Annotated in this window: 13 protein-coding genes and 3 pseudogenes; 15 read left to right on the top strand and 1 reads right to left on the bottom strand. The window is 58.0% G+C overall.

Annotation, left to right across the window (positions count from 1 at the left end):
- Positions 1 to 541: 541 nt before the first annotated feature.
- The 11 genes and pseudogenes from FFT88_RS22000 (at position 542) to FFT88_RS21935 (ending at position 8,278) form a co-directional block, all read left to right on the top strand.
- Entirely contained in the window at positions 542 to 1,420 is an 879-nt protein-coding gene (locus FFT88_RS22000) for a DUF1281 domain-containing protein (protein ID WP_135403592.1), read from the top strand.
- Positions 1,417 to 1,734: a hypothetical protein gene (locus FFT88_RS21995; protein WP_240731085.1), complete on the top strand. Its 318-nt coding sequence runs from the start codon at positions 1,417 to 1,419 to the stop codon at positions 1,732 to 1,734. Before FFT88_RS22000 ends, FFT88_RS21995 begins: the two co-directional genes overlap by 4 nt.
- Before the next feature lie 65 nt (positions 1,735 to 1,799).
- Positions 1,800 to 2,483 carry a DNA methylase gene (locus FFT88_RS21990; protein ID WP_135403581.1) on the top strand — a complete coding sequence of 228 codons (684 nt, stop codon included), beginning with the start codon at positions 1,800 to 1,802 and terminating at the stop codon, positions 2,481 to 2,483.
- A complete protein-coding gene (locus tag FFT88_RS21985; protein WP_089704686.1) occupies positions 2,484 to 2,705 on the top strand; it encodes a hypothetical protein in 222 nt (73 codons plus the stop codon).
- Positions 2,599 to 3,151 (top strand): annotated as a pseudogene (locus FFT88_RS21980) (DUF1380 family protein). The gene FFT88_RS21985 and the pseudogene FFT88_RS21980 overlap by 107 nt, the downstream one beginning before the upstream one ends.
- 45 nt (positions 3,152 to 3,196) lie before the next feature.
- Complete coding sequence (locus FFT88_RS25435) at positions 3,197 to 3,976, top strand: hypothetical protein (RefSeq protein WP_205714162.1); 780 nt, start codon at positions 3,197 to 3,199, stop codon at positions 3,974 to 3,976.
- A gap of 417 nt (positions 3,977 to 4,393) precedes the next feature.
- Positions 4,394 to 4,819: an antirestriction protein gene (locus tag FFT88_RS21965; protein ID WP_240731084.1), complete on the top strand. Its 426-nt coding sequence runs from the start codon at positions 4,394 to 4,396 to the stop codon at positions 4,817 to 4,819.
- Positions 4,820 to 4,867: 48 nt separating this feature from the next.
- Complete coding sequence (locus FFT88_RS21960) at positions 4,868 to 5,059, top strand: hypothetical protein (protein ID WP_174795832.1); 192 nt, start codon at positions 4,868 to 4,870, stop codon at positions 5,057 to 5,059.
- Positions 5,060 to 6,024: 965 nt separating this feature from the next.
- On the top strand, positions 6,025 to 6,255 hold the full coding sequence (locus FFT88_RS21945) for a hypothetical protein (protein ID WP_000218642.1): 231 nt from the start codon (positions 6,025 to 6,027) through the stop codon (positions 6,253 to 6,255).
- A 51-nt stretch (positions 6,256 to 6,306) separates the two neighbouring features.
- A complete protein-coding gene (locus FFT88_RS21940) occupies positions 6,307 to 7,668 on the top strand; it encodes a DUF3560 domain-containing protein (RefSeq protein ID WP_135403579.1) in 1,362 nt (453 codons plus the stop codon).
- A 47-nt stretch (positions 7,669 to 7,715) separates the two neighbouring features.
- Positions 7,716 to 8,278 (top strand): annotated as a pseudogene (locus FFT88_RS21935) (class I SAM-dependent methyltransferase).
- Positions 8,279 to 8,366: 88 nt separating this feature from the next.
- On the opposite strand, the pseudogene FFT88_RS25700 reads toward FFT88_RS21935, so the two are convergent.
- Positions 8,367 to 8,747 (bottom strand): annotated as a pseudogene (locus tag FFT88_RS25700) (hypothetical protein); the annotation flags it as partial.
- A 69-nt stretch (positions 8,748 to 8,816) separates the two neighbouring features.
- On the opposite strand from FFT88_RS25700, the gene FFT88_RS25695 reads away from it, so the two are divergent.
- The 4 genes from FFT88_RS25695 to FFT88_RS21905 all read left to right on the top strand — a co-directional run bounded on the left by FFT88_RS25695 (position 8,817) and on the right by FFT88_RS21905 (position 11,911).
- Entirely contained in the window at positions 8,817 to 9,023 is a 207-nt protein-coding gene (locus FFT88_RS25695; RefSeq protein ID WP_135403578.1) for a single-stranded DNA-binding protein, read from the top strand.
- Between the two features lie 25 nt (positions 9,024 to 9,048).
- A complete protein-coding gene (locus tag FFT88_RS21915) occupies positions 9,049 to 9,591 on the top strand; it encodes a single-stranded DNA-binding protein (RefSeq protein WP_135403577.1) in 543 nt (180 codons plus the stop codon).
- 56 nt (positions 9,592 to 9,647) lie between these two features.
- Positions 9,648 to 9,881, top strand: a complete 234-nt coding sequence (locus FFT88_RS21910; protein ID WP_021572689.1) for a DUF905 family protein — start codon at positions 9,648 to 9,650, stop codon at positions 9,879 to 9,881.
- 65 nt (positions 9,882 to 9,946) lie between these two features.
- The gene (locus tag FFT88_RS21905) at positions 9,947 to 11,911 is read left to right on the top strand and encodes a ParB/RepB/Spo0J family partition protein (RefSeq protein ID WP_135403576.1); all 1,965 of its coding nucleotides are present in this window, start codon (positions 9,947 to 9,949) and stop codon (positions 11,909 to 11,911) included.
- Positions 11,912 to 11,952: the final 41 nt, after the last annotated feature.

Below are 11,952 nucleotides of genomic sequence, written 5' to 3'. Positions count from 1 at the left end.
GTTGTTGGTCTGATTATCGGTCTGGGACCACGGTCCCACTCGTGTTGTTGGTCTGATTATCGGTCTGGGACCACGGTCCCACTCGTGTTGTTGGTCTGATAATCAGTCTGGGACCACGGTCCCACTTGTATTGTCGATCAGACTATCAGCGTGAGACTACGATTCCATCAATGCCTGTCAAGGGCAAGTATTGACATGTCGTCGTAACCTGTAGAACGGAGTAACCTCGGTGTGCGGTTGTATGCCTGCTGTGGATTGCAGCTGTGTCCTGCTTATCCACAACATTTTGCGCACGGTTCTGTGGACAAAATACCTGGTTACCCAGGCCGTGCCGGCACGTTAACCGGGCTGCATCCGATGCAAGTGTGTCGCTGTCGCCGGCCTCCTCACCCGGTCACGTTTCGTCGTTCCTCCTCCACGCGCTGCGGCTTCGGGGCCGCACCTGCATTCGTATGCGGTCGCCCGGTTACAGGTGCGGCACGGCCTGATGGAGGCCGCATGTGAGAGGAGAATTCCCATGCCAAACTGGTGCTCGAATCGTATGTATTTTTCTGGTGAACCGGCACAGATCGCTGAGATTAAACGACTGGCCAGCGGTGCTGTCACCCCGCTTTATCGCCGCGCCACAAATGAAGGTATTCAGCTGTTTCTGGCCGGAAGTGCCGGACTTCTGCAGACCACTGAAGATGTGCGGTTTGAACCATGCCCCGGACTGACGGCTGCCGGGCGTGGCGTTGTATCGCCGGAGAATATCGCGTTCACCCGCTGGCTGACATACCTGCAGGACGGTGTACTGCTGCATGAACTCTGGCTGCAGAGCGGTACTGGACAGCGTCGCTGGGAAGGATTACCGGACGATGTCAGGGATACCATCACCGCACTTTTCACCGCAAAAAGAGGTGACTGGTGTGGCTTCTGGAGTAACGAGGATGTATCGGTGTGGTGGAACCGTCTGTGTGACAACGTACTGCCGGAAAAAACCATGCCGTTTGACCTGCTGACGGTTCTGCCCACCCGCCTGGATGTTGAAGTGAATGGCTTTAACGGTGGTGTTCTGAACGGTGTTCCTTCCGCATATCACTGGTATACGGAACAGTATGGCGTGAAGTGGCCTGTGGGGTATGAGGTGAATATCAGCCGTCAGGGAGAAAACTTCATTCAGGTGGATTTCGACACGCCGTGGTGTCAGCCGGAAAGCGACGTTGTTGCAGAATTAAGCCGCCGTTTCGGCTGCACGCTGGAACACTGGTACGCCGAGCAGGGCTGCAATTTCTGTGGCTGGCAGCGATATGAGCGTGGAGAGCTTGTTGATGTGCTGTGGGGGGAACTGGAATGGTCTTCCCCGACAGATGATGATGAGCTGCCGGAAGTTACCGCGCCGGAGTGGATAGTCGATAAGGTGGCGCATTACGGGGGATGAAGTATGACGGAGACGGGCGGGCAACCGCCCGTTTCTTTTCCGACAAAGGATGTCGCTGTGCTCCTCTTTTTACTGCGCCGGCTGACGCGGCGCGGCAGGAACGCTGCCTGTGGTCAGTGTCCCGCGTCCGGTGGGCACGGGACGGGCGCTTTTACCGCTCCCGGCTGGCGTCGGTGACAGTGTACGCCAGCGCCAGCCTGTCGCCCTTTCCTTATGAATGCCCTTCAAGCCGCTTTCGCGGCATATTCTCGCCGTCAAAAAGACGACGGCTGCGATATTCCACGGTCGGCCTGACCCGTTACCGGACGCGGTGAACAGCCCACAGGCAGCGGGGAACGGGCGCCCTCCCGGTGCCTTCTGTAAGAGAAGGAGTGCTGTTATGTCCCGTTTTATCCTGGGTGACTGCGTGCGTATTATGGCCACGATTCCTGATAACGCCATTGATTTCATCCTCACCGACCCGCCATATCTCGTCGGCTTCCGTGACCGTTCCGGGCGCACCATTGCTGGCGACGTTAACGATGACTGGCTGCAACCGGCCTGTAATGAGATGTACCGCGTACTCAAAAAGGACTCGCTGATGGTGAGTTTCTACGGCTGGAACCGCGTCGATCGCTTTATGGCTGCCTGGAAAAATGCGGGATTCAGCGTTGTAGGGCACCTTGTGTTCACCAAAAGCTACACATCCAAATCTGCGTATGTCGCGTACCGTCACGAATGCGCCTACATCCTGGCAAAAGGCCGTCCACGTCTGCCACAAAACCCGCTGCCGGACGTGCTGGGCTGGAAATATTCGGGCAACCGTCATCACCCGACGGAAAAGCCTGTTACCAGCCTGCAACCGCTGATTGAGAGCTTCACACACCCGAACGCAATTGTGCTGGACCCGTTTGCAGGCAGCGGCTCAACCTGCATGGCCGCCCTTCAGTCCGGACGCCGGTATATCGGTATCGAGCTGCTTGAACAGTATCACCGTGCCGGACAGCAACGACTGGCCGCCGTGCAACGGGCCATGCAGCAGGGGGCCGCGAATGATAACTGGTTTGAACCGGAGGCTGCGTAAATGAACTATGCCGGACACGAAAACCTTCGCGCCGAAGTGGCGGAGGTGGCCAATACCATGTGTGACCTTCGGGCCAGGCTGAACGATATGGAGCATCGCTGTCGCTTTGATTCCGATGTGCTTGTTGAACGACTGGCACGCCAGACACTGTATCGCGCCAATCGCCTGTTCATGGAGGCGTATACCGAAATTCTGGAACTGGATTCCTGCTTTAAAGATTGAGGGGAGAGAGTATGTACGGAACATGCGAAACGCTCTGCCGGGAGCTGGCAGCAAAGTATCCGGGAGACACGCCGCTGATGCTGGTTGTCTGGTCCCCGGAAGAGATTCAGGCACTGGCTGACGGTATGGAAATTTCTCTGACCGATCATGAAATCAGGACTGTCCTGGCGCGCCTGGAGGACATCCCGGAAGACCAGCGGATTGAGTCCGGTATTTCTTCCGGTGCGGCGATGGAGATTATCAGCAACGTGAGCGAAAACCGCCAGGTGACCGTCCCTGCTGAACTGCTGGCGTCCCTGATTCAGACCGCTGAACAGGCACTGTGGAAACGTGAATGGGCCGCCCGTGATAACGGCCTCGCCGTCCCGGAATGCGTCACCCGCCGTCAGGCGGTGATTAATCAGGCCCGCACCCTGCTGAAAAACAACACACACGAAAACGACTGATGTTATCGCCGCCTGCGGGCGGCGATACAGGGAGAACGATTAATCATGAACGAAAACACAACGCTGAATGCACTGATTTATCGCCACGCCCGTAACCTGCTGCTGGCGCAGGGCTGGCCGGAGGAGACTGATGTTGATCAGCGAGATCCGCAGAACTATCCGGGCTGGATCAGCATTTACGTGCGGCTGGATGCGCCCCGGCTGGCGACGTTGCTCGTCAACCTCCACGATTGCGTACTGCCGCCGGTCCTGGCTTCCGCCATTCACAAACTGACCGGAACCGGGGCGGAACTGGTACTGTCCGGCAGTCAGTGGCAGTCGCTGCCGGTACTTCCGGCAGACGGAACGCAGGTGTCTTTCCCGTATGCGGGTGAATGGCTGACGGAGGAGGAAATCAGGGCTGTACTTGCGGCGGTACGCGATGCGGTACGCACTGTCAGTTGCCGGGTGGCAGAAGATGCACGGCGTATCCGGGCGGCGCTGACCACAAGCGGTCAGACGTTGCTGACCCGCCAGACCCGCCGCTTTCGCCTGGTGGTGAAGGAAAGCGATCACCCCTGCTGGCTCGATGAAGACGACGAAAACTTGCCTGTGGTGCTCGATGCCATCCTGAACCGGGGCGCACGTTTTTCGGCGGTGGAAATGTATCTGGTCAGTGAGTGTGTGGAGCATATCCTGGCCAGTGGGCTGGCCTGCGATGTGCTGCGTATACCGGATGAACCGCCCCGCCGCTGGTTTGACCGTGATGTTCTGCGGGAGGTGGTCCGGGAAGCCCGGGCCGAAATCCGCAGCATGGCGGATGCCCTCGCAAAAATCCGGGGCTGATGACGATGGCGGGGAAAATCCCCGCCTTTTTCCTGTCGGTCCCCGGACAGAGCACAAAGGAAGTCGCCGCCGGCTCCGCTTGTACCCGGCCATGCAGGGCATGGCCTTGTGGTGTTTCAACTCTGTGGCCTCAGCGTTGTGTGCGGGCTGTGCCGTGCCTCCATCTTAGCCGGGCTGGCGGGGATGCAAGGGTACGCTTCGCCGCTGCGGTCACCCGGTCCCTCCTTCCCGTCTGCCGTGATTTTCCGGTCGTTCACCCGCTCAGATTTCGCGGTCTCACCCTCCAACTCCCGCCAGCCGTGTGCGTCAGGCTGCGGCTTCCCTTGCGCCCCGTGCATCCCCGCCTTATCGCCCGGCTTTTATGGAGGCACGGCACCGCCCGGTGTCGCGGAATATGTGAACAACGGAGGAAATCTCATGCAGTATGCAAAATCTGTCACCCTGAACGTTGAAGAGTGCGACCGTCTGTCTTTTCTGCCTTACCTGTTTGGCCAGGATTTTCTGTATGCCGAAGCGTCTGTATACGCGCTGGCGAAAAAAATGATGCCGGAATATGAAGGCGGATTCTGGCACTTCGTTCGCCTGCCGGACGGTGGCGGTTACATGATGCCGGATGGCGACCGTTTCCACATGGTGAACGGTGCAAACTGGTTTGACCGTACCGTGAGTGCTGATGCCGCAGGCATCATTCTGACTTCCCTTGCGATTAACCGTCAGTTGTGGCTGTACCATGACAGCGGCGATGCGGGGCTGACTCAGCTTTACCGGATGCGTGATGCGCAGTTGTGGAGCCACATCGAATTTCACCCCGAATGCAACGCGATTTACGCGGCACTGGACTGATTAACGGACGGGGCGGCAATGCCGCCCCTGTGAAGGAGGCGAAGAAAAATGAACATCAGCACGGAAACCCGCGAAATTCTGCGTAATTACAGGGCCATGATTAATGCACGACGTCGTGAGATGGGGCAGAAACCGCTCACCACCGCGCAGGTTGTTGATGAAATCTGCGATTTTGTGGTGAATCAGCAGGCTGTTTTCCTCGGCGGTCAGTTCATCCTTCAGGGCAGCAGACACAGGTGATACAGGGCAGGCGGTGGAGGCCGCCTGTCAGCCCGCACGAAAACCCCTGGCAGGCTGACGCCTGCCGGAAGGGAAGCGGGGCACGCTGACGCGTCGCCCGTTACCCTTCCCGTTTGTGATGTGTCCGGAATATTTTTTCCTGATGCTATTCTTCTGTGGTTACTGTTGCTCTTCTTCCTGTTCTTTCCGTTCTTCTGTTTGTGGCTTTCCCGGGCGTCCCCCTGACGGGTCGGGCTGTCGTGAACGGAGCCAGCGGAGCTGTCTCCGCCCTGGAGGGCTTCCATCCCTGACGCAAAACCCCGGGTTTGCAGCGACCGGAACGGTCGCGCCACCCTTGTCGCGCCGTGGCCTGCGCTCCCGGCATCCCGGCAAAAGGCCGCCGGGATGTAAGGCGCAACGCCGTTTCGCGCACGCGCTCTTCGTCGTTGCGGCGGGTCCCTGCTCATTGCCTGCCGGGTGCCACACACCCGTTTGAGTCCCTGTCGCCGGGGGCTGATACAGCCACAACCTGCCGCACTGACTGTCCAGGGTAAATGAACAGCCCACAAAATTTTTTACCCAAAACCTGGTAAAAAATTTTGCGTTCTGCCCCGGACAGGTGCGTCAGGCGGTGGCAGTGATGCCCCTTGCGGCGAAGGTTCTCAAACGGGTGAAGTTCATACCACAGGGAATACAGCAGCAGGTTCCCGCGAAACGTCAAAACCGCGGCTCCCGAAACTCAACGGGTGATGTTCTTTAAAAACCAGGATTTATTTCAGGCTCCGGCAATACGCATTTATTTGTTCTGTCAGTCATCCGGCTGGCAGGTAATGAAAACGCAGGAACAGAAGGAGGAAAACACCGGAAAGCGTCAGACGCAGATATGAAAAAAGCAGGCCGGGGAGGACCTGCTTAATCCACGCCGTAAGAATTGTGCGACCAATTTTGACGGCATTGTTAACCAATTTGTCATAAGGAATCCATTTATGACTGTAAGCATTGTTTCACCTTCCGCAGCGGCTGTAAAGCCCCGCCGTCATCCCCGTTTCAGACGCGAAGACATCCCCGCGCCGGAAATTGACCCCGTGCTGAAAGCCTTCGGGCGACACATAGCCCGGAGTTTTCACCGGGGACGTGGTGTACACATCCCCGCCATGAAAAACACGGCTTTCGGGCAGGTGCTCCGCACACTCGAACTGAAACGCGCTTTTAACTGATGAGGTGAGCCGCCCCGCGAGGGGCGGCAACAGACGGAAGGAGAACATTTTATGACATTAGCAGCAATCACCATGACCGCCCCGGAAGCCGCCAGCCCTGTGCAGATGTACCGCGCGACCTACTCACCGGATGACAACAAACTGCGCCTGTATGCCGCGTCACGTCTTGACCCGGAGACGTATAAAAAAGTCCATGATGCCGGTTTCCGCTGGGCACCAAAACAGGCGCTGTTTGTGGCGCCGGCCTGGACACCGGGCCGGGAAGACGTGCTCCTCTCACTTGCCGGAGAGATTGAGGATGAAGACAGCACGCTCGCTGAACGTCAGGAAGCTCGGGCGGAGCGGTTTACCGGATACAGCGGAAAGCGGGCCAGTGAATCCGCACAGGCACTTGATGAAGTGGAAAGACTGGCCGCGATGATCCCGCCCGGTCAGCCCATTCTTGTGGGGCATCACAGCGAACGCCGCGCCCGTCGTGATGCGCAGCGTATTGAAAACGGCATGAAACGTGCCGTGATACTCTTTGAACGTGCGGAATACTGGGAAGAGCGGGCGCGGTCGGCACTGCTTCACGCGAAGTATAAAGAACGTCCGGATGTTCGCTGGCGTCGTATCAAAAAAATCGAAGCTGATTTGCGAAAGGCTGAAAAGACCATCGCGCAGTCGCAGAAATATCTGACGATGTGGCAGGCTGAATCGCTGGATCTGAATATGGCAAAACTCATCAGCAGTCATGACCATATCAGCGCCTGTTTCCCGCTGGATACGTATCCGCGCCCGGCAGAAAAAAGCCAGTATGAAGGAAGTCGATCGTTATGGTCGGCCCTGGATGATGACATCATCACCACGGAGCAGGCCCGCGAAATTGCGATCCGCTGTCATGAACGGCAGATTCAGCGTCAACAACGCTGGGTTAACCACTATCAGAACCGCCTGATCTATGAGCGTGCCATGCTGGACGAAAGCGGTGGTGTGGTTACCCGGACACAGGATTTTGAGCCGGGCGGGCAGATTTGCAGCCGGGGCGAGTGGCTGACCATCATTCGCGTGAACAAAAGCAACGGGGCGGTGAGTTCAGTCACAACGCCGAATTACAGTTTTCTCGGGTACAGCGGCACGATGAAAGTGACGCCCGATCGCATCACGGACTACAGAGCGCCATCGGCAGAAGAGGCTGCCGTCGCCAGACAGACCGCGAAGCGTCCGCCGGTAGTCAACTATCCGGGGGAAGGTTTCCGGGAAATGACAAAGGCACAGTGGGCCGCCCTGCCCCGGGACTGTAAGGCCGTGCGCAGTGTGGCAGAAGCAGAAGACCACGGGGCATACCGCTACCGCCGCACAATGGACAATAATTTCCGCCTGGTGAATGTGTATATCACCGACATGAAAATTACTGAAATCCCACAGAAATAAGGTATATCCCCCCGGGAAAATCCCCGGGGGATGACGGAGATAATGACATGCACAGTCAGTTAAGAGAACGTATCCGGCTGATGCGCGCAAGGCTGGATAACGCTGCGCCGGTTGCTGAAATCCGGGCTGAATCTCAGCTTTTTGTGACACCTGCCCCGGTCTGTGATCGCCTGGTGACGCTGGCGGAGATCAGCAACCGTGATCACATTCTGGAACCTCTGCCGGCACCGGGGCCATACTGCGGGCGATTCGGGATACCGCACCGGGGGCCATGTGTGATGCGGTGGAGATTAACAGCGGGCTGGTCCGGTATCTGCGGGACAATTTTAACGGTGTCAGGGTACAGTGTTGCGACTTCATGGAATGGCAGCCGGTGCAGTATTACAGCCGGATTATCATGAATCCGCCGTTCAGTCACGGGCAGGATATCCGGCATATCCTGCGGGCTTTTTCCCTGTTGCGTCCGGGGGGCGTGCTGGTTGCCGTCTGTCTGAACGGGCCGCGCCAGCAGGAGAAGCTGTTACCGTTTTCTGACGTCCGCGAGGAGCTGCCACGCGGTACGTTTGCTTATACCCGTGTTCCGACGATGATTATTCGTCTGCGTGCCTGATGACGCCGGGCAGGCGGGAGGATAAATGCCTGTCTGCCCGTGCAGGAAAAAGACCGCGCGCCGGTGGCGCTGAAAGGGGCCGCGCTGACGCGCCGCCCCTTTCATTACGCGGACGTTCTGCTGTGTGCTTCTGTTTCTTCATGCCTGTCATTTATCTGTTACTGATGATGCTCTGATTACTGTCTGTTTTGTTGTTCTCCTGCTTATGCCTTTTCCGGGCGTCCCCCTGGCGGGGCGGGCTGTCGTGAACGGAGCCAGCAAAGCTGTCTCCGCCCTGGCGGGCTTCCATCCCTGACGCCAAACCCCGGGCTTGCAGCGACCGTTCCGGTCGCGCCGCCTCTGTCGCGCCGTGACCTGCGCTCCCGGCATCCCGGCAAAAGGCCGCCGGGATGTGAGGGGCAACGCCGTTTCGCGCACGCGCTCTCCGTCGTTGCGGCGGGTCCCTGCCCGTTGTTGTGTCCGGTGCCATACACCTGTTTAAGCCCCTGTCGCCGGGGGCATAGACAGCCACAACCGTCTCCGCCAGTCCAGGGGTGAAATGTACATCCCGCAAAACTTTTTGCCCAAAAGCAGGCAAAAACTTTTGCGGTCTGCCCCCGGACAGTCGTTTCCGGTCGTGGCAGTGATGCCCCATGCGGCGAAGGTTCTCAAACAGGTGATGGTTAATACCGGAGGGAACAAAGAGCAGGTCCCCGCAAAACGTCAAAACCGCGGCTCCCGAAACTCAACAGATGATGGGGGCTGAAAACATCAACAGAAGGAGACACATCATGGCAGTTCGTGGAATTAACAAGGTCATTCTTGTCGGTCGCCTGGGAAAAGATCCGGAAGTCCGTTACATCCCCAACGGGGGCGCAGTGGCAAACCTGCAGGTGGCCACGTCTGAAACCTGGCGTGACAAACAGACGGGGGAGATGCGGGAGCAGACGGAATGGCACCGCGTGGTGCTGTTCGGCAAGCTCGCGGAGGTGGCTGGTGAATATCTGCGTAAGGGTGCGCAGGTCTACATCGAGGGGCAACTCCGTACCCGTAGCTGGGACGACAACAACGGCGTCACCCGTTACATCACTGAAATCCTTGTTAAAACCACGGGCACCATGCAGATGTTGGGACGTGCCGCAGGTGCTCAGACTCAGCCGGAAGAGGCACAACAGTTCAGCGGTCAGCCTCAGCCGGAACCACAGCCGGAACCACAGCCGGAACCGAAAAAAGGAGGCGCGAAAACGAAAGGCCGTGGACGTAAGGCCGCGCAGCCGGAGCCTCAGCAGCCGTCTGAACCCGCGTATGACTTCGATGACGACATTCCGTTCTGAACGACTGACAGTGACAACCGCCCCGTCCAGTGCGGGGCATCACCGGAGAGATGAGGATGAGCGAATATTTCAGAATACTTCAGGGGCTGCCTGACGGCTCCTTTACCCGCGAACAGGCTGAAGCCGTTGCCGCACAGTACCGGAACGTCTTTATCGAGGATGACCACGGCGAACAGTTTCGACTGGTTGTCCGCAATAACGGTGCAATGGTCTGGCGTACCTGGAATTTTGAAGACGGTGCCGGGTACTGGATGAACCATGCCATCAGGGATTTCGGGATTCTTAAGTAAGAGAGGTGCCGGACGGGGACACGTCCGGCAGACAATCATTATTACCGTTTTGGGAGGTACTAACTATGTCAGTTACAGAGTTTAAGGCAAAAACGGGGCGTAAATCCAGCCGTAAACCGTCAAAAGAGCAGGAGACTGCACTGTCTGCCCTGCTGGCGCAGACGGAGGAAGTGAGCGTGCCGCTGGCTTCGCTGATTAAGTCACCGCTGAATGTGCGCACGGTGCCGTATTCTGCGGAGTCCGTCAGCGAACTGGCGGAGTCCATTAAGGGCGTTGGCCTGTTGCAGAATCTGGTCGTGCATGCCCTGCCAGGTGACCGCCACGGTGTCGCCGCAGGTGGTCGCAGACTGGCAGCACTCAATATGCTGGCAGAGCGTGGCATCATTCCGGCTGACTGGCCTGTCCGCGTGAAAATTATTCCGCAGGAGCTGGCGACGGCTGCATCGATGACCGAGAACGGTCATCGTCGGGATATGCACCCTGCCGAACAGATTGCCGGATTCCGCGCAATGGCGCAGGAAGGCAAAACACCTGCACAAATCGGTGATTTGCTGGGCTATTCACCCCGCCACGTTCAGCGAATGCTGAAACTGGCAGACCTTGCGCCTGTCATCCTCGATGCGCTGGCAGAAGACCGCATCACCACAGAACACTGTCAGGCGCTGGCGCTGGAGAACGATACCGCGCGTCAGGTGCAGGTGTTTGAAGCCGCCTGCCAGTCAGGATGGGGTGGAAAACCGGATGTGCGGGTTATCCGCAACCTGATTACGGAAAGTGAAGTGGCGGTGGCAGGTAACAGTAAATTCCGCTTTGTGGGGGCTGATGCTTTCTCACCTGACGAACTGCGCACCGATTTGTTCAGCGATGACGGGGACGGTTATGTCGACCGCGTGGCGCTCGATGCTGCCCTGCTGGAAAAACTCCAGACCGTTGCTGAACATCTTCGGGAAGCCGAAGGCTGGGGGTGGTGCGCCGGACGCATGGAGCCTGTCGGTGAGTGCCGTGAGGATGCCGGAACATACCGCTGTCTGCCGGAGCCGGAAGTGGTGCTGACGGAGGCGGAAGAAGAACGTCTGAACGAACTGATGACGCGTTACGATGCGCCGGAAAAACAGTGTGAGGAATCTGACCTGCTGGAAGCAGAAATGAAGCTGATGCGCTGCATGGCGAAGGTCAGGGCGTGGACGCCGGAGATGCGTGCCGGAAGCGGTGTGGTGGTGTCCTGGCGTTACGGCAATGTGTGTGTCCAGCGTGGTGTGCAGTTGCGCAGTGAAGATGACGTGGCTGACGACGCTGACCGCACGGAACAGGTGCAGGAAAAAGCGTCAGTGGAGGAAATCAGTCTGCCACTGCTGACGAAAATGTCCTCAGAGCGCACGCTGGCAGTCCAGGCGGCACTGATGCAGCAGCCGGACAAATCTCTGGCACTGCTGGCATGGACGCTCTGTCTGAATGTGTTTGGCAGCGGGGCGTACAGTAAACCAGCACAAATCAGCCTGGAATGTAAACATTATTCGCTGACCAGCGATGCGCCATCGGGGAAGGAAGGTGCCGCATTCATGGCGATGATGGCAGAAAAAGCCCGTCTTGCAGCCCTGCTGCCGGATGGATGGGCACGGGACATGACGGCGTTCCTGTTACTCAGTCAGGAGGTGCTGTTATCCCTGCTCAGTTTCTGCACCGCGTGCAGTATTCACGGTGTTCAGACCCGCAATTGTGGTCACACGTCACGCAGTCCGCTGGACTCGCTGGAAACGGCTATCGGATTCCACATGCGCGACTGGTGGCAGCCGACGAAAGCAAACTTCTTCGGACACCTGAAAAAGCCGCAGATTATCGACGCCCTGAATGATGCCGGACTGTCCGGTGCTGCCCGGGATGCGGAGAAAATGAAGAAAGGCGATGCGGCTGAACATGCAGAGTTCCACATGAAAGACAACCGCTGGGTGCCTGACTGGATGTGTGCACCACGTCCGCAGGCAGAGACGGAAACCACGGAATACCGTGACAACCAGGCCGATGCCGCCTGACCGCCAGTTATAAACCATTTATCACGCCGCCCCGCCGGAGA

It is taken from the genome of Escherichia sp. E4930 (assembly GCF_005845405.1).
GTDB lineage: Bacteria > Pseudomonadota > Gammaproteobacteria > Enterobacterales > Enterobacteriaceae > Escherichia.
This window is presented reverse-complemented; position numbering and strand designations above follow the sequence as displayed.